The sequence below is a fragment of the Aeromonas media genome (assembly GCF_000819985.1).
In the GTDB taxonomy this organism is placed as follows: Bacteria; Pseudomonadota; Gammaproteobacteria; order Enterobacterales; family Aeromonadaceae; genus Aeromonas; species Aeromonas media.
Genome location: NZ_CDBZ01000010.1, coordinates 44,657 through 67,448, shown reverse-complemented (window position 1 = coordinate 67,448; position 22,792 = coordinate 44,657). Strand labels below are relative to the sequence as shown.

General features: G+C 60.8%; 25 protein-coding genes and 1 riboswitch. Of the genes, 5 read left to right on the top strand and 20 right to left on the bottom strand.

What is annotated here, in order from left to right; genetic code table 11:
* Positions 1-51: 51 nt before the first annotated feature.
* From cyoE to BN1127_RS01095, 4 genes are all read right to left on the bottom strand, one after another.
* Positions 52-957 carry a heme o synthase gene (gene cyoE, locus BN1127_RS01110; RefSeq protein ID WP_005330425.1) on the bottom strand — a complete coding sequence of 302 codons (906 nt, stop codon included), beginning with the start codon at positions 955-957 and terminating at the stop codon, positions 52-54.
* Complete coding sequence (locus BN1127_RS01105; protein WP_042648178.1) at positions 954-1,970, bottom strand: COX15/CtaA family protein; 1,017 nt, start codon at positions 1,968-1,970, stop codon at positions 954-956. Before BN1127_RS01105 ends, cyoE begins: the two co-directional genes overlap by 4 nt.
* Positions 1,971-2,040: 70 nt before the next feature.
* Positions 2,041-2,529, bottom strand: a complete 489-nt coding sequence (locus tag BN1127_RS01100; protein WP_042648177.1) for a hypothetical protein — start codon at positions 2,527-2,529, stop codon at positions 2,041-2,043.
* Positions 2,526-3,188, bottom strand: a complete 663-nt coding sequence (locus BN1127_RS01095) for an SURF1 family protein (RefSeq protein ID WP_048824568.1) — start codon at positions 3,186-3,188, stop codon at positions 2,526-2,528. Before BN1127_RS01095 ends, BN1127_RS01100 begins: the two co-directional genes overlap by 4 nt.
* Positions 3,189-3,269: 81 nt before the next feature.
* Between BN1127_RS01095 and BN1127_RS01090 the strand changes: the two genes are divergently transcribed.
* Complete coding sequence (locus tag BN1127_RS01090; RefSeq protein ID WP_005330432.1) at positions 3,270-3,476, top strand: DUF2909 family protein; 207 nt, start codon at positions 3,270-3,272, stop codon at positions 3,474-3,476.
* Positions 3,477-3,484: 8 nt separating this feature from the next.
* Here the strand turns inward: BN1127_RS01090 and BN1127_RS01085 are convergent, their stop codons facing one another.
* The 6 genes from BN1127_RS01085 to BN1127_RS01060 all read right to left on the bottom strand — a co-directional run bounded on the left by BN1127_RS01085 (position 3,485) and on the right by BN1127_RS01060 (position 10,439).
* Positions 3,485-4,366, bottom strand: a complete 882-nt coding sequence (locus BN1127_RS01085) for a cytochrome c oxidase subunit 3 (RefSeq protein ID WP_041204951.1) — start codon at positions 4,364-4,366, stop codon at positions 3,485-3,487.
* Positions 4,367-4,368: 2 nt separating this feature from the next.
* Positions 4,369-4,923 (bottom strand): cytochrome c oxidase assembly protein, encoded by a 555-nt coding sequence (locus BN1127_RS01080; RefSeq protein ID WP_042648176.1) that lies wholly within the window; start codon positions 4,921-4,923, stop codon positions 4,369-4,371.
* 9 nt (positions 4,924-4,932) lie between these two features.
* Positions 4,933-6,519 carry a cytochrome c oxidase subunit I gene (gene ctaD, locus BN1127_RS01075; RefSeq protein ID WP_041204949.1) on the bottom strand — a complete coding sequence of 529 codons (1,587 nt, stop codon included), beginning with the start codon at positions 6,517-6,519 and terminating at the stop codon, positions 4,933-4,935.
* 9 nt (positions 6,520-6,528) lie between these two features.
* Positions 6,529-7,689, bottom strand: coding sequence for a cytochrome c oxidase subunit II (coxB, locus tag BN1127_RS01070; RefSeq protein WP_082029915.1), 1,161 nt, complete (start codon positions 7,687-7,689; stop codon positions 6,529-6,531).
* Between the two features lie 366 nt (positions 7,690-8,055).
* Positions 8,056-10,128 carry a tRNA(Met) cytidine acetyltransferase TmcA gene (locus tag BN1127_RS01065; RefSeq protein WP_042648174.1) on the bottom strand — a complete coding sequence of 691 codons (2,073 nt, stop codon included), beginning with the start codon at positions 10,126-10,128 and terminating at the stop codon, positions 8,056-8,058.
* The gene (locus BN1127_RS01060) at positions 10,125-10,439 is read right to left on the bottom strand and encodes an HlyU family transcriptional regulator (RefSeq protein ID WP_042648173.1); all 315 of its coding nucleotides are present in this window, start codon (positions 10,437-10,439) and stop codon (positions 10,125-10,127) included. The genes BN1127_RS01065 and BN1127_RS01060 overlap by 4 nt, the downstream gene beginning before the upstream one ends.
* A gap of 139 nt (positions 10,440-10,578) precedes the next feature.
* Here BN1127_RS01060 and BN1127_RS01055 point away from each other — a divergent pair, with 139 nt between their 5' ends.
* From BN1127_RS01055 to BN1127_RS01045, 3 genes are all read left to right on the top strand, one after another.
* Positions 10,579-10,785, top strand: a complete 207-nt coding sequence (locus tag BN1127_RS01055) for a bacterioferritin-associated ferredoxin (RefSeq protein ID WP_041204947.1) — start codon at positions 10,579-10,581, stop codon at positions 10,783-10,785.
* A gap of 141 nt (positions 10,786-10,926) precedes the next feature.
* Positions 10,927-11,406, top strand: coding sequence for a bacterioferritin (gene bfr, locus BN1127_RS01050; protein WP_041204945.1), 480 nt, complete (start codon positions 10,927-10,929; stop codon positions 11,404-11,406).
* A 316-nt stretch (positions 11,407-11,722) separates the two neighbouring features.
* Entirely contained in the window at positions 11,723-12,181 is a 459-nt protein-coding gene (locus tag BN1127_RS01045; RefSeq protein WP_041204943.1) for a methylglyoxal synthase, read from the top strand.
* A 63-nt stretch (positions 12,182-12,244) separates the two neighbouring features.
* Here BN1127_RS01045 and BN1127_RS01040 read toward each other — a convergent pair whose 3' ends face one another.
* Positions 12,245-12,832 (bottom strand): superinfection exclusion B family protein, encoded by a 588-nt coding sequence (locus tag BN1127_RS01040; RefSeq protein WP_005330454.1) that lies wholly within the window; start codon positions 12,830-12,832, stop codon positions 12,245-12,247.
* A 204-nt stretch (positions 12,833-13,036) separates the two neighbouring features.
* A riboswitch (yybP-ykoY riboswitch) is annotated at positions 13,037-13,144 on the top strand.
* Positions 13,145-13,232: 88 nt separating this feature from the next.
* Here BN1127_RS01040 and BN1127_RS01035 point away from each other — a divergent pair.
* Positions 13,233-14,219, top strand: coding sequence for a sodium:calcium antiporter (locus BN1127_RS01035; RefSeq protein WP_042648172.1), 987 nt, complete (start codon positions 13,233-13,235; stop codon positions 14,217-14,219).
* 95 nt (positions 14,220-14,314) lie between these two features.
* Here the strand turns inward: BN1127_RS01035 and ansB are convergent, their stop codons facing one another.
* From ansB to BN1127_RS00990, 9 genes are all read right to left on the bottom strand, one after another.
* Positions 14,315-15,373 carry an L-asparaginase 2 gene (gene ansB / locus BN1127_RS01030; RefSeq protein ID WP_042648171.1) on the bottom strand — a complete coding sequence of 353 codons (1,059 nt, stop codon included), beginning with the start codon at positions 15,371-15,373 and terminating at the stop codon, positions 14,315-14,317.
* A gap of 129 nt (positions 15,374-15,502) precedes the next feature.
* Positions 15,503-15,697 carry a heavy-metal-associated domain-containing protein gene (locus BN1127_RS01025; RefSeq protein ID WP_042648170.1) on the bottom strand — a complete coding sequence of 65 codons (195 nt, stop codon included), beginning with the start codon at positions 15,695-15,697 and terminating at the stop codon, positions 15,503-15,505.
* Between the two features lie 62 nt (positions 15,698-15,759).
* The gene (locus BN1127_RS01020; RefSeq protein WP_042648169.1) at positions 15,760-16,722 is read right to left on the bottom strand and encodes a LacI family DNA-binding transcriptional regulator; all 963 of its coding nucleotides are present in this window, start codon (positions 16,720-16,722) and stop codon (positions 15,760-15,762) included.
* Between the two features lie 132 nt (positions 16,723-16,854).
* Positions 16,855-17,994 carry a carbohydrate porin gene (locus tag BN1127_RS01015; RefSeq protein WP_042648168.1) on the bottom strand — a complete coding sequence of 380 codons (1,140 nt, stop codon included), beginning with the start codon at positions 17,992-17,994 and terminating at the stop codon, positions 16,855-16,857.
* Between the two features lie 224 nt (positions 17,995-18,218).
* Positions 18,219-19,148, bottom strand: a complete 930-nt coding sequence (locus tag BN1127_RS01010) for an ROK family protein (RefSeq protein ID WP_042648167.1) — start codon at positions 19,146-19,148, stop codon at positions 18,219-18,221.
* An 11-nt stretch (positions 19,149-19,159) separates the two neighbouring features.
* Positions 19,160-19,471, bottom strand: coding sequence for a PTS N,N'-diacetylchitobiose transporter subunit IIA (chbA, locus tag BN1127_RS01005; RefSeq protein WP_042648166.1), 312 nt, complete (start codon positions 19,469-19,471; stop codon positions 19,160-19,162).
* Between the two features lie 73 nt (positions 19,472-19,544).
* Positions 19,545-20,930, bottom strand: coding sequence for a glycoside hydrolase family 1 protein (locus BN1127_RS01000; protein ID WP_042648165.1), 1,386 nt, complete (start codon positions 20,928-20,930; stop codon positions 19,545-19,547).
* A 53-nt stretch (positions 20,931-20,983) separates the two neighbouring features.
* Positions 20,984-22,309: a PTS sugar transporter subunit IIC gene (locus tag BN1127_RS00995; protein WP_042648164.1), complete on the bottom strand. Its 1,326-nt coding sequence runs from the start codon at positions 22,307-22,309 to the stop codon at positions 20,984-20,986.
* A gap of 39 nt (positions 22,310-22,348) precedes the next feature.
* Complete coding sequence (locus tag BN1127_RS00990) at positions 22,349-22,654, bottom strand: PTS sugar transporter subunit IIB (RefSeq protein WP_041204936.1); 306 nt, start codon at positions 22,652-22,654, stop codon at positions 22,349-22,351.
* Between the last annotated feature and the right edge of the window lie 138 nt (positions 22,655-22,792).

Sequence of the window (22,792 nt, the reverse complement as noted above, 5' to 3'; positions counted from 1 at the left end):
CAGCCTGAATGTGCAAACCACTACCCATATCCCCTGCCAGATACCTCCCCCCTATGACAGCCGCCACAACCAGTGGTGATCCAGAATAAGCAGACCAAACAGCAACATCAGGTGATAGATGGAGAAGCGGAAAGTGCGCATCGCCTGACCGGGGCGATCCGAATACTTCAGCAACCAGCCATGCCAGCAGAACCCGAGGTTCAACGCCAGACTGCCGATCAGATAAAGCAGCCCGGACATGCCGATCAGGTAGGGCAGCAGGCAGACCAGGGTCAGGATCATCAGATAGAGCAGGATTGCCGTCTTGGTGAATGCGATGCCGTGGGTGACGGGCAGCATGGGAATGTTCGCGCCAGCATAGTCATCCCGTCTGTGGATGGCCAGGGACCAGAAGTGAGGCGGCGTCCAGGTGAAGATGATCATCACCAGCAGCCAGGGCTCGGCCGAGAGCCCTCCCGTTATGCTGGTCCAGCCCAGCAGCGGTGGCATGGCCCCTGCCAACCCGCCGATGACGATGTTCTGTGGTGTGGCCCGCTTGAGCAGCAGGGTATAGACGACCGCATAGCCAAACAGGCTGGCCAGGGTCAGCCAGGCGGTCAGAGGATTCACGCCCCAATAGAGCAGGACGAAGCCCGTCAACGCCAGCCAGAGCGCAAACACCATCGCAGACTTAGGCCCGATCCGCCCCATGGCGACCGGTCGCCAGCGCGTTCTGCGCATCTGGGCATCGATGCCGTGATCCAGAGAGTGATTCATGGCCGCGGCCCCCGCAGCCAGCAGCCCTATCCCCGTCAGTCCCAGCACCATCTCGTCCAGTGAGGCCTGGGTCGGCTCGGCCAGCAGCATGCCGACCCAGGCGGTCAGCAGCAGCAAGGCCACCACCTTGGGCTTGGTCAGTTGGTAGTAGTCCCGCAACAGCCGGGTGTCGATGAAGCGGGCCAATGACTTGCTGTTCATGTCTGACTCCTGATCGCCTCAGGCGACAGCGAAGGGGAAAGCCGGGGGCGGGAGAGCCGCCCACGGGCCAGTACACAACACACCAGCAGGTGCGCCGCCACCAGGTTGTGCGCGAGGGCATTGGCCAACGGCAGGGCCAGGTGGACATTCGCCAGCCCCAAGGCAATTTGCACCAGCAGCAGGGCCAGCAAGCCCCCCCCCAGGAAGCGCAACGGGGCCCCCTGACGGATCAGAGCGAGGGCAAAGCCCCCCACCAGCAGGGCGGTGGCAAGGGCTCCCAGACGATGGGCGATATGGATGGTCTGGCGCGCCTCCTTGCTCAGCACCCCGAACTCATAGCTAGCGTGGCCGAACGGCAGATGAAATGCCTCCTCCCAGTTCAGCTGCGCCTGCCAGCTCCCCTGACAGAGAGGCAGCTCGACGCAGGCCATGGCCGCATAGTTCGCCGACGTCCAGCCCCCCAGCGCTATCTGAAGCAGCAGCACACCGCAGGCCGCATTGCCCAGCCAGGGCAAGCCCTCACCGTGGCAGACGGGCGCGTTCGCGGGGGAGCGCACAAGCTCGGTCCGATAGAGCCAGAGCAGGGTCAGGATGGCGAACCCACCCAGCAGATGGGTGGTCACCACCAGAGGATGCAGCGCCAGCGTCACCGTCCACATACCAAGGGCTGCCTGGCCAACCACCAGCACCAGCAAGGCCCCCGAGAGGTGGCGCAGACGACCGCCAGCGCGCCAGCTCAGCATGAACAGCAACGCAATCACACCACCCAGCACACCGGCGAAGTAGCGATGAACCATCTCGCTGCGCGCCTTGTGAGGCTCCAGCGGTGTATCCGGATAGAGCTGGGCCGCCCGCTCCATATGCACGGATTGGGGGACGGCCAGGGAGCCGTAACAACCGGGCCAATCGGGGCAGGCCAACCCGGCATCCGTCAGCCGGGTATAGGCACCGAGCACGATGACCAACACCGCCAGCACAATGGCGATCGATGCCAGCCTCTTCTGTATTTTCATACGCCCCCCCGCTGAAGCTTGTACCCGGATGATGGCAACAGGACACACGACACAGGCCTCAGGTGCGCGTTCATTGCACACCTCGCTGATACTTGAGCAGTTGCTGCAGATCCGACAGCACTGCCTTGCCAAGCAGCGGCCACGCCGCCGTGCTGGCCGGCACCTCGTAACGCAGAATGGCCAGCCCTTGCGAGTCCACCAGCATCATATCGCCCGCCCGCACGGCTCCGTTCGCCCCGCGCGGCGGCGCATCGGTCAGTTGCACCAGTTCCAGCTTGTCCAGATTGCGGCCAAGGGCGCTCTGGATCCGCGACATCAACTCTGGCACCTGCTGGCATTGCGCCTCACAACGCCTGGCAGCCAGATAGACCAGCCGCCATTTGCTCTGATGGGACGGGAGCGGCTGCAACAGATAGACCTCCCGATCCAACCAGGCCCCCTTGTTGCGAGTACCGGGTTCATACCAGCCCTGCCTCAGGGTCAGCGCAGCCAATACCACAGGCAGCAGTATCACCAGCCAAAAAAGGACAGGTACCTTCCATCTTGACCATGAGTTCATGGGGACAACCTCCTTGTCAGCACCAGACCGCCCACCAGCATCACCAGTGCCAGCCCAAGCCATTGCACTGCATACGCCCTGTGCTTCTCGGGCGGCATGACATTCGGCTGGTAGTGATGGAGGAAGGGAGTCTGCCTTTGATAAAACACGGCGTCAGCAAGGGGCGAGCCGATGATCTCGCTCAGGGCATTCACCCTGATGGACTGCAGCCGGTTAGGATAGGGGCCGGACTCTATGTTCTGACCCAGCAAGACGCCACCGGGGGCTGTGCGCAACAGACCGTCGAGCTCCAGAGTTGCCGGGATGACGGGCCTTGGCAGCTGCTGCCGGCTGGCGGGTACAGGCACCCAGCCCAGGTTGACCAGCAACAAGGGACGGGCATCACCGGCGCGTACCGGTATGATGACGTCATAGCCGATCTCGCCCGCCACCGCCTGGTTGTCCAGCAACCAGACATGAGGGGACACCCATTCGACCTCCCCTCCCAGTGACAGGCCGTCCAGTGACTCGAGGTTGCGCCAGTCGATCCGGGCAAGCGTCAGTGGCGCCACCTGCTGCGCCACTGCCATCCGCCCCAGCCAGGCCTCTTTCTCCATCCCCCGCTGCCACTGCCAAAGCGACAGCTTGCACAAACCCGCCGTCACAACCAGAGTGAACATCAGTACGATCCAGCGCCTGTGATGCCATGGTCGCTGCTTATCCCATGTAGCCATGTCACGCATATAACGGAGGGCTCCAACATGTTGATCAAGATAGTGCTGGTACTGATGCTGCTGCTCATCATTGGGCAGCTGTTTCATGCCCTCTGGCTGATGATGACCACGGGTCATCCCCAGAAGATGTCCGCCCCGCTGGGGCGTCGGGTGTTCTTTTCCCTGCTGGTGGTCGTCATCCTGCTGCTCTCCCTGATGATGGGCTGGCTGGAGCCCAACCCGCGCCCTTACTGATCCCGATCTCAGAGCAGGTAGACGAACACGAAGAGGCAGAGCCATACCACGTCGACGAAGTGCCAGTACCAGGCCGCGGCCTGGAAGGCGAAGTGGCGCTCGGCGGTGAAGTGATCCTTCAGCACTATCCGCAACCATATGATCAGCAGGAACACAGTCCCCAGGGTGACATGCAAGCCATGGAATCCGGTCAGGATGAAGAAGGTATTGCCGTAGATGCCGGAGTCCAGTCGCAGCCCCAGATCCCGGTACGCATGCAGGTATTCATAGCCTTGCAGCCAGAGGAACGCCAACCCGAGCAGCACGGTCACAAGCAGCATCCCCTTGAGACGACTGCGTTTTCCATTCTCCAGCCCGGTATGAGCAAACAGCAGGGTGACGGAGGAGCCGAGCAGGATCAGGGTATTGATGAGGGGGATTCCGTGCCAGGGCATGGCCTGGGTCGTGGTTCCTCCCGGGGTCTTGACCATGGGCCAGTGCGCCGAGAAATCCGGCCACAGCAACTGGGCCGTCATCGCCTTGTTGCCCGCGCCGTCCAGCCAGGGCATGGCAAGCTGGCGGGCATAGAACAGCACTCCGAAGAAGGCAAGGAAGAACATCACCTCGGAGAAGATGAACCAGACCATGCCTTGCCGGAAGGATCTGTCCATCTGGGCGCTGTAGAGCCCGGTCATAGACTCCTGGATGATGTGACGAAACCAGCCAAACAGCATGAAAATCAGCAAGGCAACGCCAGCCATCATCAAGTACCGGCCGACCCCGGCCTGCTTGCTCGCCACCTCATTGACCAGATGCCCCGCCCCGAAAGCCAGGAAAAACAGGGCCACCGCCCCTATGATGGGCCAGCGGCTCTGGTCAGGGACGTAATACGTCTGGTTCACTTTGGCCATGATTATTTCCTCTGCGCCAGCGTCGGGGCTGGGGTGGACTGAGTGATCTCATAGAGTGAGTAGGAGAGCGTGATGGTGTTGATGTTGTCGGGCAAATCGGGGTCGACATAAAACTTGAGCGGCATCAGCTTGCTCTCTCCCGCCTGCAACTCCTGACGGTTGAAGCAAAAGCACTCCACTTTCTTCAAATAGGCGGCGGCAGGACCGGGCGAGACTGACGGTACCGCCTGACCAATCATGGTGCGATCGGTGGGATTGAACACCCGATAATTGACCAGCTTCATTTCACCAGGCCGCACCGACAACCGCGCCGTTTCGCCGCTGAACTGCCACGGCATCCGGGTGTCCGCATGGGCAAGAAACTCGATCTGGATGGTCCGTTTGCTGTCGATCACCGCCCGCTCTGTCGTGGCCGGCTGTACTGCAGTCTTGCCGTTGAGACCGGTGATCCTGCAGAAGACGTCATACAGCGGCACCAGTGCAAAGGCGAACCCGAACATGACAAGCACCACCAGGGCCAGCTTTCTGAGCAGGGGACCGTGATTGACCTGAACCATATGACCTCCTTACCGCACCTCTGGTGGGGTCTTGAAGCTGTGGTAGGGAGGGGGGGATGAGAGCGTCCACTCCAGCCCCTCCGCCCCTTCCCACACCTGATTGCTCGCCTGCTGCCCGCCCCTGATGCACTTGATCACCCCCCAGACGAACAACAACTGCGACAACCCGAAGGCGAAGCCGCCAAGACTGATCAGCATGTTGAAGTCGGCAAACTGCAGCGCGTAATCCGGAATGCGACGGGGCATGCCCGCCAGACCGACGAAATGCATGGGGAAGAAGAGCACATTGACCGAAATGAGCGAGCACCAGAAATGCCATTGGCCGAGTCGCTCGTCATACATGTGCCCCGTCCATTTGGGCAGCCAGTAATAGGCGGCGGCCAGGATCGAGAAGACGGCGCCGGTGACCAGCACATAATGAAAATGGGCCACGACAAAATAGGTATCGTGATATTGGAAATCGGCCGGGATCATGGCCAGCATCAACCCCGAGAAGCCACCTATGGTGAACAGGGTGATGAAGGCGATGGCAAACAGCATGGGGGTCTCGAACGTCAGTGACCCCCGCCACATGGTGGCCACCCAGTTGAATACCTTCACCCCGGTCGGCACCGCGATCAGCATGGTGGCGTACATGAAGAACAGTTCGGCGACAACCGGCAGCCCAGTCGTAAACATGTGGTGAGCCCAGACCATGAAGGAGAGCAAGGCGATGCTGCTGGTGGCATAGACCATGGAGCGATAACCAAACAGTTTCTTGCGAGAGAAGGTGGGAATGATGCTGGAGACGATGCCAAAGGCCGGCAGTATCATGATGTACACCTCAGGGTGGCCAAAGAACCAGAAGATGTGCTGGAACATCACAGGATCCCCTCCCCCGGCCGCGTCGAAGAAGCTGGTCCCGAAATACTTGTCCGTCAGCACCATGGTCACCGCCGCAGCCAGAACCGGCATGACAGCAATGAGCAGGAAGGCCGTGATAAGCCAGGTCCAGACAAACAGCGGCATCTTCATCCAGCCCATGCCCGGCGCCCGCAGGTTGAAGATGGTAACGATGACGTTGATGGCTCCCATGATGGAGGAGATGCCCATGATGTGGATGGCGAAGACGAATAGCGCCGTGCTGTTGCCGCTGTATTTGGTGGACAGGGGGGCATAGAAGGTCCAGCCCGAGCTGGGGCCACCACCCTCCATGAACAGGCTCGACAGCAGGATCAGAAACGCAAATGGCAGGATCCAGAAGCTCCAGTTGTTCATCCGGGGCAATGCCATGTCCGGGGCCCCGATCATGATGGGGATCAGCCAGTTGGCGAGACCGGTGAAGGCGGGCATCACGGCGCCAAAGACCATGATGAGGCCATGTACCGTGGTCATCTGGTTGAAGAACAGGGGCTCGACCAGTTGCAGACCGGGCTGGAACAGCTCGGCCCGAATGACCATGGCCATGGCGCCACCGGTGAAGAACATGGTCAGGGCGAACAACAGATAGAGAGTGCCGATATCTTTGTGATTAGTGGTGTATAACCAGCGTTTCAGGCCCGATGCAGGTTGGTGGGCGTGCTCGCTGTGCAGGGTATCCGTGATTCCATCACTCATGCTGGCGCCTCACTTGTCCTTGTTTGGTTCGACTGGGTTCAGAAGGGACTGCACCTCTGCAGCCTGAATGACATCACCGGTCTTGTTGTCCCAGGCATTGCGCTCGTATGTCACGACGGCGGCGAGTTCCTGCGCCGTCAGCTGCTTGCCGAAGGGCTGCATCGCAGTCCCGCTCTTGCCATGCAGGACTATGTCCAGATGCTGGGCCCTGTGTTCTGGTAGCGTCGCCACCTTGCTGCCCTTGAGGGCCGGGAAGATGCCGGGCAAGCCTGTACCCGCGGGCTGATGGCAGGCGGCGCAATGCCCCAGGAACACCTTCTCACCCAGCTCCATGGCCTGCGGCAGCGTCATGGTCTGGCTGGCCAGGTCTTGCTGCTGGGCCTTGGCCGCTGCCTGATCTGCTGCTGTCTTTGCGATCCAGCCATCGAACTCCCCGGCCGGCTTGGCCACCACCACTATGGGCATGAAGCCGTGGTCTTTGCCGCACAGCTCGGCACACTGCCCCCGGTAGGTGCCAGCCTTGTCGATGCGGGTCCAGGATTCGTTGATGTAACCGGGATTGGCATCTTTCTTCACGGCGAAGGCGGGCACCCACCAGGAATGAATTACATCGTCCGAGGTCATCAGGAATCGGATCTTCTTGCCGACGGGCAACACCAAAGGCTGATCCACTTCCAGCAAATAGGTGCCGCTCTTGGGTTCGTCGCCCGAGATCTGCTTCTTGCTGGTCGCCAACAAGGAGTAAAACTCCACCGGATGCTCGAGGTATTTGTAATGCCATTTCCATTGCGAACCCGTGATAAGCACGGTGAGATCGGCTTTGGAGGTATCCTCCATTTTCAGCAGTGTCGAGGTCGCCGGTGCCGCCATCGCGACCAGGATCAGCACCGGGATGGCCGTCCATAGCAGCTCGATGCGGGTGCTCTCGTGGAATTGGGCGGCCTTGGCGCCGCGAGACTTTCTGTGGTGGACGATGGACCAGAGCATGGCCCCGAAGACGATAAGGCCAATGGCACAGCAGATATAGAAGATCGTCATATGCAGGTCATACACCTGCTGGCTGATGGCGGTCGCCCCGCGTGTCATGTTGAATGTGATGTCGTTGGCGGAAACACTGCTGCTGGCGAGCCACACCATCCATGCGCCATGGTTGATTGCATTTTTTCCCACATTGCACTCCCTGTGCACGTTAGAAAAGATGGCAGGCATTGACAACTTAAAAGCTAACCATCTGAAAATAATGCATTTATTAAACGTTCAGTCACACTCAAGTATTAGTCCATATTCTGAAAAAACCAAAGTTATGCCAGCCGATGAGGGACTCGTCAGAGCAGTTGGCGTCCTATCCAGAGTGAAGGAGGGGATGCTGGCGGCGGCCATTGCCCCATGGCATCGCCCTGAATGGCACAATCACAGGAGATATCCGATAGCGAACGGCCAGGGCCGCTCGACAAAAGAGAAGGGGCCACACAGGCCCCTTGTTCTAATAGCAACCGCAGGTGTCATCTCGCACCGCCGCGGCCATGTCGTCCGTCATCAGGCCATGGGTGCCGGTTTGTCCAGCAGCCGGGCCAGCAGGCTGCGCAGCATCTTGATAAGTGCAGGTTTGCCGGCAACCCCCAACGTCTTTGCCAACTCATTCCAGTCCACATACTGCCAGATGGGGGCAATCAGCAGCCGACGCTCGTCGGGAAGCAGTTCATCCAGCACAGTCAACCGACTGGCCAGCCAGCGTTGCAGGCTGGCTTGGCACAGCTCGAACGGCTTGTGATGATGGGCAAAGCAATCGAGCTCCTGATACTCGAACTCATCCAGTTCGGGCACCTCTACGGCCACGTTACCTCTCAGACATAGCCAGACCAATTCGGGCTCCAGCCCCTTGAGCTCTCCTGCCAGCAGGGTGGGCAACTGGCTCACGAAGCGCCGTCGCCATTGAGCCAGTTCCGAATCGAGTTCCGCTTTCAGCGGTTTGAGCAACAAGGCCGCATGGCTGCCACTGGCCGCATCTCGCTGCAGGCCGATGCGCAATGCCGTCAACCCCGCCTTGAGCCAGAATGGCAGCAAATCAGGACTGGCAGAGAAGGCTGACCCCAGATAGTCGTATCCCTGCGTGCGGTAGTGTGTTTCCAGCTGAGCCAGCAACAAAGAACCCAGTCCCAGACGATGCAAGGAGGGATGGATGGCAATGCGCATCACCCTGGCATAGGTGCGCTCCCCTGCCGTGATGAAACCGGCGTGTGCCAGCAGCGACTGGGGCAGCAGATGGCCGCGGGGACGTCGTCGCCCAGCCCAGATATCATGAGCCAGCGCTGGCGCTATGTTGCCTTCCCGAGCCACCAGGGCAACACCGAGCAACTCCCTCTCCTGCTCCAGCAGGTGGATGTCTAGGTCCGGGCTCTCCAGCAAATACCGCAGATCGCTGGGACTGGTCTGATAATGGGCCAGGACGAGCAGGCCGAACACCCGATTGAGCAGAGCCTCATCCCAGGCCAGCGCCTCCTGTGCCAGCCGTCGCCAGCTCGGTGTCTTCGGAGGTTGAGGTGCCACTATGTCGGCATTGAGGCCTAGCAACCGGAAGATCAGCGGCTCTAGCGAATCATGCCGACTCCAGCGGATGGGTTCAGCCAGATGCAGCTCCTGCCAATCCGGGGTTTGCCTATCGAGCACCCGCTTGAAACGCAGATGAAAGCCACGCCCCGTCCCTTCATAGCCGTGCTCGGTGGTGGCGAACACTATGCGGCTGTGATGGGCAAGGATGGCCTCCAGCAGCGGGGTCGGAATGGCGGCCGCCTCATCCACAAGCAGCAGATCCGCTTGCACATCCCCTTGAGCGACTCGGTCTGGCGACACATAGGTCAGCCCCGTCAACCGCTCAGGCATGTCTGCCAGCGCCGCCGAGGCATGGGCAAAGAGCGTGGCGACCGTCGCCTGGGCGGGAGCCGTCACCACTATCTGCAGGCCGGGATCCTGGCGCAGCAGATCGGCGCTGGCCAGACCCAGCAGCGCACTCTTGCCGCGGCCACGATCCGCGCTCAGCACCAGCGGACGACGGCGATGACCATGCAATACTTTGTGGATGGCCGGCAGCGCACGGGCTTGATCGGCACTGAGTGGCCGGCTTGCGTCAATAGGACGCCAGGGCTCGACGCCGACGGGAGGGCCCAAGGAGAGGGCCGGGTCCCCTGTCAGCAGCCGCACCAGGCGGGCGATAAAACCATGACCCGCCCGCTTGGCATCCTCGGGCTGGGCGACCAGCCGCAACCTGTCGGGATCCGGGTAGGCTGGCCACGCCGCTCTGGGAGGCGTCAGCAGCAGCAGCAGGCCACCGGCGCGCAGCGTGCCCGCCAAGGCGCCGAACGCATCGGGATGAAAGCCGCTGAAGGCATTGAACACCAGGGTATCGCACTCCTGACCGAGCCGTTGTAGCGCCTTGGCAGCGGGCAACGGTCCATGGTGCTCGGGGCCATCTCCCAGCCAGAAGACCACCTCCCCCAGCAAGGGTTCGGCGCGGGTGATGCAATCGGCTTCGAGACCTTCCAGCCAAATCAGGCGACGCTCACCGGCGTGAGCGAGACCTTGGCGCAACAGATCCACCTCGGCTGGGATCATGAGGATGAGCTGTCGCCCGGCTTCACCCGTGGCTCAAACATGCGCTCCCCCATCTGATCGATGAAGGTATGGGCTTTTTGCACCATGAAGCGCTCGGCGTCGGCTGGGTTGGTGAACAGATCGGAGCGGATGAAGCGGTGAGTTTGCAGGGCGCCATCCACATCCTTGGTGATGCGTCCTGCAAGCCGGAACTGCCCCCCTTCCGCCATGGGTTCGGGATAAATGAGATAACCGGCGTATTCGGTGGGCGTGACATCGACTATCTGGGCAGGTTGCTCTTTGAACAGGGCATTGAATAGTTTCTTGAGCATCTTGGTCTCCTCTCTGATGGTTGTATTCTCCTCAAGGGGGGAATCACTGGCAAGCAGGGGATCTTATTACCATTCGTTCTTTGCATTACGAACCATTCTCATTTAGATTTCATCTCATTCCAGCATGAGGTTCATTAATATGTACGTGTGTTTGTGCCGCGGCATCACAGATAACCAGATCCGCAAGGCGGTACAGGCAGGCAAGACCGAGTTCAAACAGTTGAAACAGTCGCTGGAAGTCGGTACCCAATGTGGCAAGTGCGTGCGCATGGCGATGGAGATCATTGCCGCCGAAGTCGACAAGATGGAGTCGGAGCAGGCGCCCCTTTATTACGAAGTGGCCTGAAGCGCCTCTTCCCGACACCTCACCTCATCGAGCGAAGGCTCTCCCTTTCTGGGGGGCCTATTCGCTATCTTCTTATGGTCATTTTTCTCGACTAAGCTCTAGTGATCGGTGCCCTAGGCTCGAACATGAGGAGTAATGTCGATGAAAGGAGATCCCAAAATCATTGCCCACCTCAACAAGGTGCTGGCCAATGAGCTGGTTGCCATCAACCAATATTTTCTGCATGCCCGCATCTACGATGACTGGGGCCTTAAGGGGCTCGGGCACAAGGAATATCATGAGTCCATCGATGAGATGAAACATGCCGACGAGTTGGTCAAGCGAGTGCTGTTTCTGGAAGGGCTGCCCAACTTGCAGGATCTGGGCAAGCTGCGCATCGGTGAGACCGTCGAAGAGATGCTGCGCTGCGATCTGTCACTGGAAATGGATGCCATTCCCGACCTGAAAGTGGCCATCACCTATGCCGAGTCCGTGCAGGATTACGTCAGCCGCGATCTGTTCCAGGATATCCTGGAAGACGAGGAGGAGCATGTTGACTGGCTGGAAACCCAGCTCGACCTGATCGCCCGTATCGGTCTGGAAAATTACCAGCAATCCCAGCTTCATTCAGAGTCATCCTGAGTGTGGATGTCATCATGATCTGCCCCCAACCCGCCAAGGCGGGTTTTTTCTGGGCCGCCAGCTTCAAGCGCATGCATGAATTTGAAATATACGGACGTTACTGCCTGCCAGGCAGGTGGCCAACCGGGTTGTTTCCCCAAGTCAGCCAACCCCCTTCACGGAACGGGACGCACCGCCGGATCCGGCGAACGAGGCACTGCCCCAAGCCGGATTGAACCATTGCAGTGATCACAGTTACGATCCAGGGCAAAGCAGCACGCGCCGCTTTCGATTAAGATACGGCCCTATTTCCATCACTTTGCTACGGATGATCTCCATGGAACTGATTGCACGTGAGATGGCCCCCCACAAGCGGGTGGCCCTGGTTGCTCACGACAACATGAAAGCCCCATTGCTGAACTGGGTGCTGCGCCGCAAGGAGGAGCTCAAGCTCCACCACCTCTATGCGACCGGCACCACGGGCACCCTGCTCGGCAAGCAGGCACAACTCCCCATCACCTGCCTCTTCTCCGGCCCCATGGGCGGCGATCAGCAGCTCGGCGCCCTCATCGCCGAGGGCAGGATCGACGTGATGATCTTCTTCTGGGATCCTCTCAATGCCGCGGCACACGATCCGGACGTGAAGGCGCTGCTGCGTCTCGCGGCGGTCTGGAACATCCCGGTCGCCACCAACGAAGCGACGGCGGACTTCATCATGGACAGCCCGCACATGCAGCAGGCATTCAGCGTACAGGTGCCCGACTACGCCGGTTATCTCAAGGCAAGAACCGAGTAGCCCCAGCCAAATAGCAAAGAGCCGGACAGTGTCCGGCTCTTTTGTATGAAGGATGGTGACGGCTCAGCGCTGGAAGCTCTTCTGGGCGAACTTGGGTCTGGCGTTCATGATCTGCTCCACCTGCTCGTCGCTCATCTTGCCGCGCGACAGCCCCAGTACCTTGTAGGTCAGCAGCGGCCGTGCCGGCAGTGCAATCATCAGGGCGCGGATCTGGTTTTCGTCCTCCTTCTCTCGCACCGGCTTGCCATAGGCATAGGTCAGCACCCCGGCATCCATCAGGTTTTTGACGGCGGGCTCGGTGATCGGCAGGTTTATGACGCTTTTCCGTTGCAGCACGAACTCCCGCAACACCGCCTTCTCGTTGAAGTCGAGGAAACCTATCATCTGGGCCAGCTGATCCTGCTGACGGCGGGATTGCCACTCTTCGCAGGCCCATTCCCAGGCAATCAGGAAACCCTGGCTGCAGAAATAGGAGATGGCGATCAGCATGCCGACCCCCAGCCAGGCGGCGTGGACCGTGGCCCACTGGCTCACGGCGCCTTTCATCAGCCCGGCCGGGAACAGCAGTATGATGCTGCAGCAGAGCAGCAGCCAGACCATTAGCCAGTTGAGGCGATTCAGCTGGTAAAAATGTTGGATCCACCGTTTCATCGTTCACCCTTCCCAAGTCAATGTGGACAGTAGTCAACTCATAGCAAGGCCTGTGCCAAGGCGAGGGTCTTGGGACGGGTTCAGGATCTCTATGGGCAGATCCGAGGGATTTGCTGGGTGGGGTGGTTAAATTCCCTTACAACTTGCCGGGGGGATGAGCCGCCATTTTCCTTGTGGGGCGCCCCCATCTCTTGGTAAAAATCCCGCACTGTCATTGGGGAGTAGCAACCCGCCCGAGATCCGGGCAGGGCTCATGTCAACATTCTTGGATCTGCCGGTCCATGGCATGAGCGGCGATAACATCTATCGCTCTGCAAGACCTTTGGCCTCGATACGCAAGCCAGCCGGACGAGCCGTATCGGGTCCATCGGTTGTTCTGCTCGCCTGGCGGTTGCCTATTATGTTGATCACCCTGCTGTTATTCCTGTTCTCTGCCGTCACCATCTACCTGGCCTGCGAATATTTCGTCAACGGTATCGAATGGACCGGCCATCACTTCAAGTTATCCCAAAGCGCCACCGGCTCCCTGCTGGCGGCCCTCGGCACTGCCTTGCCCGAATGCATCGTCACCCTGACCGCGCTGTTGATGGGGGATGCCCCCGCCCAGCAGCAGATTGGGATAGGCGCCGCCCTCGGTGGCCCCCTGGTGCTCTCCACCATAGGCTATGCCGCCGTCGGCGTGACCCTGCTGCTGTGCATGAGCCGTGAACACAGGGTCATAGATGGCGAGGTACAGCGCGAGATTGGCCGGGATCAGGCCTGGTTCGCCGGCATCTTCCTGGTGGCGGTGGCCCTCGGCATGGTGGCCTTCACCGGCAAAACCTGGCTGGCCCCGCTGTTCGTGCTGGTTTATCTGGTCTATGTGCGGCGCGAGCTGAAACAGACCGACAGCCACGAGGTCGAGTTGCCAGAGCCTCTCAAGCTGGATCCCGAGGCCGAGATCCCGGCCCTTCGCAAGGTGCTGTTGCAGACCCTGGTAGCGCTGGTGGTGGTGGCGTTGTCGGCCCAGCTGTTCGTTCATCAGCTGGAGAGCATGGGCGAGCTGTTCGGCCTCTCTCCCGTGCTGGCGGCCCTGCTGCTGAGCCCGGTGGCAACCGAGATGCCGGAGCTGATGAACGTGCTGATCTGGGTGCGGCAGGGCAAACACCGGCTGGCGCTGGCCAACATCTCCGGTGCCATGATGATCCAGGGCACCATTCCCAAGGCGTTCTGCCTGCTGTTCACCCCCTGGTTGCTCGACAGCACCATGCTGGTCTCCTCGCTGGTGACTCTACTGGCGGTGGCACTGCTGTGGTGGGGTTTCAGTCGTGGGCGGATGACGGCGGGCAGGCTGGCCTGCGTGGGGCTGGTGTACCTGGGGTTCTGCGGCTGGCTGATAGTGAGCTGACGGCGCGCTCTATGTGAAGATGACGCCATGAGCAAGGGCAGGATCCGATCCTGCCCTTTTTTCATGGGTTTACGTTAGCGGGTTGAACCCCGGGATCAGAACTGCTGGAACCAGCGCTGGATCTGGGCAGGATCCTTGCTCTGGGTCAGGGAGAGCATCAGCAGAATGCGTGCCTTCTGCGGGTTCAGGGTGCCGGCGGCCACGAAGCCGTACTTGGCGTCATCGATCTCGGCATCCAGGGTGGTGGCACCGGTCGGCACGCGGGCGGAACGCACCACCCGGATGCCATCCTTGCTCGCCTTGGCCAGGGTGTCGAACAGTGTGTGGTAGAGGTTGCCGTTGCCCACCCCGGCGCTGACGATGCCGTCGAACTTGGCATCCACCATCGCCTTGGCCGGCAGGTCGGTGGCGTTGGCGTAGCTGTAGACGATGCCCACTTGCGGCAGCTTGTCGAGCTTGCTCACGTCAAACGGGGTCTTGCTGGTGTGCAGACGGGCAGGGCTGCGCTGGTAGTCGATCTTGCCGTTGTGGATGTAGCCGAGCGGGCCGAAATTGGGGGCGGCGAAGGTCTGCACCCCTGTGGTGTTGGTCTTGGTGACATCGCGAGCATCCAGCACGGTATCGTTCATGGCGACCATGACGCCACGACCCTTAGAGCCTGGGTCGGAGGCGGTGACCACGGCGTTATACAGATTGAGCGGGCCATCGGCACTCATGGCGGTGGAGGGACGCATGGCGCCGACCAGCACCACCGGCTTGTCGCTCTTGACGGTCAGGTTGAGGAAGTAGGCGGTCTCTTCCATGGTGTCGGTGCCGTGGGTGATGACGATGCCGTCCACGTCGTCCTTGGCCAGCAGCTCGTTGACCCGCTTGGCGAGCGTGAGCCACACCTCGTCGTTCATGTCCTGGGAGCCTATCTTGACCACCTGCTCGCCCTGCACCTCGGCCACGTTCTTCATCTCGGGCACGGCGGCGATCAGGGTCTCGATGGCAACCTTGCCTGCTTCATAGTTGGATTGGGTGGCGGACTGTCCCGCACCGGCGATGGTGCCGCCAGTGGCCAGGATATGGACGCTGGGCAGGGCCATGGCCAGGGGAGAGAGGGTCAGGCCGAGTACGGTGGCGATCAGGGTCTTGCGGATAGGGAGGGTCATGCTGCAGTCCTTTTGAATGGGGAAACTGCAGCATTTTTATCCTTTTTAAACCAAATTTAAGTGATCACTCTCACCAATACAAAGAAGTAAGCAGAATATTGGTCTGATTTTTACCCATATAGGGATAAATCACTTTGCACTGAACCCCTTGGCTTCGATCAGCGCGATCAACTCGGCTCTGCTCAGCTCGCTCTCGATGATGGCCTTGCTGCTGGCAAAATCCACCTGGGCCTGGCTGACGGCACTCTGGGCCAGCAGGGCTTTTTGCAGGCTGGCGGCGCAGCCACCGCAGGACATGCCGGAAATGGTGAGTTCTATGGTCATGGGATATCTCCTCTGTTGATGTGCCGTCAGCCTAAAGCTGACGCTCGCGGCAAGGTCAAGCCCTAGCGGGCCACCACGGACTCACGCACCACCAGACGCCCCTGGAATTTCTGCTGTTCATCGGCCGGTCGCAGACTCTGTGCCAGTTGCGCTTGCAACACCCGCACGCTCTCCTGGGCCAGCCGTTCACTTGGATACTCGATGCAGGTCAGCGGTGGGGTCAACTGGCTCGCCAGGGCGGAGCCTTCCAAGCTGATGACGGAGACATCCTGGGGGATATGGAGGTTGAACTCGCGCAACAGCCGCATGGCGTCGGCAGCCTGGGCATCTTGCTGCACCACCAGCGCGGTGAAAGGCAGGTAGCGGTTGAGCAGGCCGAGCAGCGCCTGCTGGTTGTCGGTGCCATCGATCACCAACTGGCTGTTATAGGGCAGAGATTGCTGCTGCAGAGCCTGTTGATAGCCTTGAATGGCGCTCTTGCCCGCAGGGGAGCTCTTGTCATCCAGCATCAGCACCAGCTGGCGATGGCCCTTGCCGAGCAGGAAGCGGCAGGCGCTCTCGGTGGCGAAGGTCAGGTCGTAGCAGAGATTGAGGTTGTCGCTCTCACTCACCCCATCCAGCTGAATGAGGCGCGAGTCCGGATTCAAAGGCTGTTTGGTACCAAGTACCAGCACGCCGTCACAACGCCCTCCCAGCAGTTCATCGACCGCCTGCTGCTGTTGCTGCGCCCCATCGGCGAAGCGCACCAGCATGTTCTTTCCCACCCTGGCCAAGGCCCCTTCCAGCAGCGGCAGCATGCTGGCCAGACGATTGCCAAGCTGGGGGGAGAGGATGATGCCCACGCAATCCGTCGCCTGGGTCGCCAGGGAGCGGGCCGTGGCATTGGGTCGGAAATTCAGCTGCTCGGCGGCTTGCAGCACGGCCAACCGGCTCTCTTCACGCACGCCGCGCGAGCCACTCAGGACGCGGGAGACGGTGGCTTTGGATACATTCGCAAGGCGCGATACATCGGTAATATTGGCCATGGCTTCATCAACGGTAACCGGTTAACAGAAGTTCATCCTAACATAGGCCAGTACCCGCCGGTAAGGTTTGCCTGCTGAGACAAATGGAAAAGGGTGGCCATCGCCACCCCCTGCCAGCTCTGACCCCGGCGGTCAGAAGAAGTATTTGAAGCGCACACGGCCACCATAATGGTCGATGTTGTCCACCTCGGCGCTGTCGACATTCAGCTGGGACCAGTAGGCCCCCAGATAGATGTCGAAGTTGTCCAGATCCAGCACGCTCGGGATCTTGTAGGAGGCATAGACGGTGTTGATGGTGTGCTTGCCCACCATCTTGCCGAAGTCGGCGTTGGGGTTGTTCAGATTGGCGCTGCTGATGTCGTTGATGGCATAGATGTAACCCAGGCCGGCATTGTGCCAGAGCAGGTTGGCGCCCAGGGTGGTATCGGTTTCATCCTCGGCGTCCATGCGGGCCGCGTTGGCGTTGATGACCAGGGCATCCTGGGTCCAGCTGGTGGTGAGGCCGTAACCCATGCGATCGGACACCGAGACGTCATCGCTGGTGACGATAGCGTCGCTGATCACGTTGCCCTCGGCCCCCAGGGCGACCTTGAGGTTCTCCCCCTTCCAGGCGATGACGGGACGCACGATGATGGAGTCCTTGGCCTTGGTCAGCGCATAGCCGTGGTACTGCTGGCCGGCAAACAGATTGGTGCGGTCCCCGATCAGGCTGGAGAGCTCCAGGTACCAGTTGCCTGTCTCCTTGTTCAGCAGCAGCTGGCCGCCCTTTCCTGCCCGGCCACGACCCTCCTTCAGCATGTAGACATAACCATTGCCATCGGAGTAGAGGTCGTTGGCGCTGTCACCGGAGTGCTCGACGAAGATGTCCTGACCCAGCGGGAACATGTCATAGGCCTCGAAACGGCCGACCTTCATCCCCCAGTTGCTGCGCTGGCCGAATCCCAGATAGGCGTCATCGGCACCGGCTCCACCGTTGGTGCCTATGGTGGGCTGGATCTGGATCTGGCCGTAGCGACCGTCTTCCAATTCTCGCACTCCGAGGAAGTTCAGCAGCAGGCGACCGTCCTCGTCCCAGCGATCGGTGCGGGTCTCGCTGGTCTGCCCCAGCACGTTGCCACGGGTAGTATTGGACGCGTTCAGGTTGATCTCCGCATCGCCCCCCAGGCTCAGGCGCCCGAAGTCCGTGTTGGTTTCCACCACGGCGCTGGCCATGAAAGGGGTGCTCAGGGCCAGGATGGCAAAGAGCCGGGCGGACAGGTTTGTCAGTTTCATTATTATCATTCCTTGAGTTTTATGTTTTTGATATACAAGCACTTATTTATCTGCCTCCCCGAGAGGAGGACAAATTCGGGCATGCCTTTCCCCCATCGCGACGCAATGTGGGGCAAAGGGCATGGATCAAATCGGGTGGGGCTAGGGCCCGAGGCAGTGTCTCAGCCCCTGACAGGCGTCGCCTGCCGGGGGAGGCGAGTCGGTGCTCTCCCTGCGGCCAGGGTTCAGATGGCCCATGTGGTGGCTCCTTCGACGCAGCTCGGCAGCCAGGCGGCGCCGCGAACCCCGCTGCTGTCCCCGTAACGGGCAGGCACCATGGGGGTGATGCAGCGATCCGAAAACAGGTAGGGCGTCAGTGCTTGGGGCAAATCCAGATAGAGGCGATCTATGTTGGAAAGACCTCCTCCCAGCACGATGACATCCGGGTCCAGCACGTTGATCAGGCTGGCGACGCTGCGGGCCAGAGCCTGGATGAAGTGGTCATAGTGGGCCTCGGCCTCCACATCCCCCTCGGCGGCGGCCGTGATGATACCGATCGGCGACAGTCCTCGGCCGTGGCGCTCCACGAACCGGCCGGCAAATCCTGTCCCGGAGACGAACCGCTCGATGCAGTTGTCGCGGCCGCAGTAGCAGGGCTGGCTCGGGCCATCCAGAGCCGGGTCATAGCCGGGCAGAGGGTTGTGTCCCCACTCTCCGGTGATGGCGTTGGGGCCGACGATGAGTTGGCGATTGACCACCAGCCCGCCACCACAGCCGGTGCCGAGGATGATGCCGAATACTACCCTGCCCGCCTCTCCCGCCCCGTCGACGGCCTCCGACAGGGCGAAACAGTCGGCATCATTGGCGAGCCAGACCGGCTGGCCCAGCGCCTTGGTCAAGTCTCCTTTGAGGTCTTGTCCGTTGAGAAACAGGCAGTTGGCATTCTTGATCCTCCCCGTCTGCGGGTCGATCGCCCCGGGCAGCCCTATGCCTATGGTGAAGGAACCATCCAGTTCCTGGCGTATCTCGTTCACCAGATCGGTGATGGCCACCAGGAAATCGACGTACCCCGTGGTCGGGGTCGCGATACGCTTGCACAGCAGGCTGACGCCCAGGCCATCGAGCAGTTGAGCCTCGATCTTGGTGCCGCCGATGTCGAGTCCGAGTCGCAACATGATCGTCTTCCTCAGGCGGCCAGCTTGCGGTGCAGCTCGATGAGCTCGGTGACCAGCTCCCGGGCCAGCATGGCGGTCATCAGGTGATCCTGGGCATGCACCAGGATCAGCGTGACCGGGATCTTGCCCTCCCCCTCATCTGCCTCGATCAGCCGGGTCTGCACCGCGTGGGCGGCGTTGGCGGCCTCGGCGGCTTGACGCAACAGATCATCTGCTTCGGCAAACTGGCCGGCCCTGGCCTGACGCAGCGCCTCGAAGCAGAGGCTGCGGCTCATGCCGGCGTTGATGATGAGCCCCATGACGGTCTCTTCCAGATCGAGCATACACACTCCTTGGTGATGGGCGCCGGCCCTTGGGCTGGCGCGCTTTCTTTATACGGGTCGACTGACGGAATAATCAGTCGAAGCCATGCTCGCGGGCGGCGGTGGCAAACCACTGGCCGCTCTTCTTGATGCGCCGGGTCTGGCTCTCCAGCTCCAGTTCGACGAAGCCATAGCGGTTCTTGTAGGCGTTGCTCCAGGACCAGTTGTCGATGAAGGTCCAGAGGTGATAACCCCGGCACTGGCAGCCTTCTTCCAGCGCCTTGTGCAGCCAGATGAGGTGATCCCGGATGAAGCCGATGCGGTAGTCATCCTGGATCTGGCCATTCTCGCCCTTGAACTTGGCCTCCCCCTCGACCCCCATGCCGTTCTCCGAGATGTAGCTCGGGATGTTGCCGTAGTGGTCACGCAGGTTGACCAGGATGTCGTAGATCCCCTGCTCGTAGATCTCCCAGCCCCGGTGCGGGTTCATCTTGCGGCCCGGCATCTCGTAGTAATCGAAGAACCACTCCGGCATGAAGGGGCTGGCAGGGTTGACCGCGTGGCTGCGCGCCTTGATCCGGCGCGGCTGGTAGTAGTTGACCCCCAGCAGGTCGATCTTGCCCGCCGCCAGCAGGGCCTTGTCCCCCTGCTCGCAGACCGGCAGCTGATCGTATTCGCGCAGCAGTTCGACCAGTTCGGCGGGGTATTCCCCCTTGACCGCCGGATCCAGAAAGCTGCGGTTGAACATCAGGTCGGCGATGTTGGCCGCCTTCAGATCTGCCGGGTGTTGTGAGCGCGGATAGGAGGGGGTCAGGTTCAGGATGATGCCGATCTGGCCATCCTGACCGAGGGCCCGGTAACGCTGCACCGCCGTGGCATGAGCCAGCATGGTGTGATAGGCCACGGTGGCGGCGCGGCGAAAATCCACCACGTTCGGATAGTGGAAGTCGTAGAGGTAGCCCCCCTCCACCGGCACGATCGGCTCGTTGAAGGTGAACCAGTGCTTGACCTTGTGACCGAACAGCCTGAAGCAGGTGTCGGCGAAGTCGGCGTAAGCGGCGACCACCTCCCGACTCTCCCAGCCACCCAGCGCCTGCATGCTCATCGGCATGTCGAAGTGGAACAGGCAGATGAAGGGCTCTATCCCCTCGGCCTTGAGCTCGTCGAGCATGGCGTCGTAGAAGGCGACGGCCTGTGGGTTGGGTTCTCCCCGTCCCGCCGGGATCAACCGCGACCAGGCGATGGAGGTGCGGAAACTGTTGTGGCCAAGCTGCTTCAGCAGGCGGATATCATCGCGAAAATGCTCATAAAAACCGGAGGTCTGCGCCGGCCCAATCTGCTGATGGAAGCGATGGGGGGACTGCTCGAACCAGTGATCCCAGATGGTGGGCGCCTTGCCCCCTTGCTGGCTGGCACCTTCCGCCTGGGCGGCAGACGAGGCGCTGCCCCACCAGAACTGTTCAGGAAAACGGTATTGCATCTCGTGTTACTCCAAGCTTGAAAAAAGAGGCCGCCTGGCGGCCCCGCAGGCAATCAACGGCTGGCAACGGCCGCCAGTGTCGGTTCTTTCGAGTCAGTCCGTTCTTCCTGCTTGAGCAAAGTGTGCTCATAGGCCTTCAGGAAGGGGTAATACATGGCCGCGGCGGAACACATGCACAGCAGGCTCAGCACCATGGGACTGATGGCCCAGTTGGCGGCCCAGGAGGCACCGATGGGGCCCGGTGTGGTCCAGGGGGTGAGCGACACCACCCGCTCAACCAGACCAAGATCCAGGGCAAACCAGGCCAGGGTGGCGTTGATCATCGGCACCAGGATGAAGGGCAGGAAGAAGACCGGGTTCATGACGATGGGGGCACCGAACAGGATCGGCTCGTTGATGTTGAACAGGCCCGGCACCACGCCCATCTTGCCGATGGATCTCAGGTGCGCCGCCTTGCTGCGCAGTAGCTGGAAGGCCAGCGGCAGGGTGGAGCCGACGCCGCCGATCAGCAGATAGTGATCCCAGAAGCCCTGCAGGAAGATGTGGGGCAACGCCTCACCCGCCGCCATGGCGGCCTGGTTGCTGGCCAGGTTGGCCATCCAGAACGGGTTCATGATGCCGGTGACGATCAGGGCACCGTGGATCCCGGCGAACCAGAGGATCTGACACACCAGCACCGCCAGCAGCATGGCAGGCAGGGAGTCGGAGGCGGCCACCAGCGGCTTGACCAGCGACATGATGGCTTCCGGCAGTATCATGCCGGTGCTGTTTTCCAGCAGCAGGTTGAGGGGATGCAGGGTCAGGATGATCACCAGCACCGGGATCAACACCTCGAAGGAGCGGGCGACACCGGTCGGCACCTGGGGCGGCAGCTTGATGGTGATGTTGTTGCGCTTGAGGAAGGCATAGACCTCGGCCGCATAGATGGCGGTGATCAGGGCCGTGAAGATCCCCTGGCCGGAGAAGTACTGCATGGAGATGGCGCCATCCTTGACCGGCGCGGCCACCAGCATGAAGGACATCAGGCAGAGCAGACCCGTGGTGACCGGATCCAGCCCGTTCTGGCGGGCCAGGCTGGCGCCTATTCCCACCGAGATGAACAGAGTCATCAGCCCCATGCTCAGCTGGAACGGCAGCAACAGCTGCGGCTGGTAGGTCGACGAGAAGTCGAGCCAGGCGCGGGCGAAGCCCCACTGGGTCTGGGGTGAGAAGGGGGGAAAGATGAACACCAGCATGAAGCTGCCGACGATCATGAAGGGCAAGGCGGCGATGAAGCCGTCACGGATCGCCTGCACGTATTTCTGCTGGCCAATCCGCCCGGCCAGGGGGCTGACCCGGTTCTCTATGGTACTGACAAAACGCTCGTAAAGGGTGTTCATGAAAGTTTCCTTGTGACATTCACTGGTTGGGGTTGCACATCAGCCGATCAGGGTGAGGGCGTGGTCGAGGACCTTGTCACCCCGTTGCATGCCGTAATCCATCATGTTGATGGTGTCGACCGGTACGCCGTGGGCTGCGGCACGCTGCTGCAGCTCGGCTTGCATGTATTTGACCTGGGGCCCCAGCAGCACCACCTGGTAGTGGGGCATCTGCAGATCGAACTCTGCCGCCCCGAAGGCCTGTATCTCGGCGTCCAATCCCCGCTTGTCCGCCTCCTCTTTCATCTTCTTGACCAGCAGGCTGGTGGACATGCCGGAAGAGCAGCACAACATGATTTTTTTCATTTCCCGATTCTCCAGACGTTCGTAACGGATGGCGCATTCTGGATCGGATGGATTTAATTTGGAAACCGGTTTCCAAATTAAATCCATTGATGTGTGAGCGGGATCGGCATTTTCCGATTCAAAGGGTCGGGAAGTGTG

Coding starts and splice junctions, on each gene's coding strand:
- cyoE (WP_005330425.1), bottom strand. CDS start 957: ATGAACAGCAAGTCATTGGCCCGCTTCATCGACACCCGGCTGTTGCGG.
- BN1127_RS01105 (WP_042648178.1), bottom strand. CDS start 1,970: ATGAAAATACAGAAGAGGCTGGCATCGATCGCCATTGTGCTGGCGGTG.
- BN1127_RS01100 (WP_042648177.1), bottom strand. CDS start 2,529: ATGAACTCATGGTCAAGATGGAAGGTACCTGTCCTTTTTTGGCTGGTG.
- BN1127_RS01095 (WP_048824568.1), bottom strand. CDS start 3,188: ATGTTCACTCTGGTTGTGACGGCGGGTTTGTGCAAGCTGTCGCTTTGG.
- BN1127_RS01090 (WP_005330432.1), top strand. CDS start 3,270: ATGTTGATCAAGATAGTGCTGGTACTGATGCTGCTGCTCATCATTGGG.
- BN1127_RS01085 (WP_041204951.1), bottom strand. CDS start 4,366: ATGGCCAAAGTGAACCAGACGTATTACGTCCCTGACCAGAGCCGCTGG.
- BN1127_RS01080 (WP_042648176.1), bottom strand. CDS start 4,923: ATGGTTCAGGTCAATCACGGTCCCCTGCTCAGAAAGCTGGCCCTGGTG.
- ctaD (WP_041204949.1), bottom strand. CDS start 6,519: ATGAGTGATGGAATCACGGATACCCTGCACAGCGAGCACGCCCACCAA.
- BN1127_RS01065 (WP_042648174.1), bottom strand. CDS start 10,128: ATGATCCCAGCCGAGGTGGATCTGTTGCGCCAAGGTCTCGCTCACGCC.
- BN1127_RS01060 (WP_042648173.1), bottom strand. CDS start 10,439: ATGCTCAAGAAACTATTCAATGCCCTGTTCAAAGAGCAACCTGCCCAG.
- BN1127_RS01055 (WP_041204947.1), top strand. CDS start 10,579: ATGTACGTGTGTTTGTGCCGCGGCATCACAGATAACCAGATCCGCAAG.
- bfr (WP_041204945.1), top strand. CDS start 10,927: ATGAAAGGAGATCCCAAAATCATTGCCCACCTCAACAAGGTGCTGGCC.
- BN1127_RS01045 (WP_041204943.1), top strand. CDS start 11,723: ATGGAACTGATTGCACGTGAGATGGCCCCCCACAAGCGGGTGGCCCTG.
- BN1127_RS01040 (WP_005330454.1), bottom strand. CDS start 12,832: ATGAAACGGTGGATCCAACATTTTTACCAGCTGAATCGCCTCAACTGG.
- BN1127_RS01035 (WP_042648172.1), top strand. CDS start 13,233: ATGTTGATCACCCTGCTGTTATTCCTGTTCTCTGCCGTCACCATCTAC.
- ansB (WP_042648171.1), bottom strand. CDS start 15,373: ATGACCCTCCCTATCCGCAAGACCCTGATCGCCACCGTACTCGGCCTG.
- BN1127_RS01025 (WP_042648170.1), bottom strand. CDS start 15,697: ATGACCATAGAACTCACCATTTCCGGCATGTCCTGCGGTGGCTGCGCC.
- BN1127_RS01020 (WP_042648169.1), bottom strand. CDS start 16,722: ATGGCCAATATTACCGATGTATCGCGCCTTGCGAATGTATCCAAAGCC.
- BN1127_RS01015 (WP_042648168.1), bottom strand. CDS start 17,994: ATGAAACTGACAAACCTGTCCGCCCGGCTCTTTGCCATCCTGGCCCTG.
- BN1127_RS01010 (WP_042648167.1), bottom strand. CDS start 19,148: ATGTTGCGACTCGGACTCGACATCGGCGGCACCAAGATCGAGGCTCAA.
- chbA (WP_042648166.1), bottom strand. CDS start 19,471: ATGCTCGATCTGGAAGAGACCGTCATGGGGCTCATCATCAACGCCGGC.
- BN1127_RS01000 (WP_042648165.1), bottom strand. CDS start 20,930: ATGCAATACCGTTTTCCTGAACAGTTCTGGTGGGGCAGCGCCTCGTCT.
- BN1127_RS00995 (WP_042648164.1), bottom strand. CDS start 22,309: ATGAACACCCTTTACGAGCGTTTTGTCAGTACCATAGAGAACCGGGTC.
- BN1127_RS00990 (WP_041204936.1), bottom strand. CDS start 22,654: ATGAAAAAAATCATGTTGTGCTGCTCTTCCGGCATGTCCACCAGCCTG.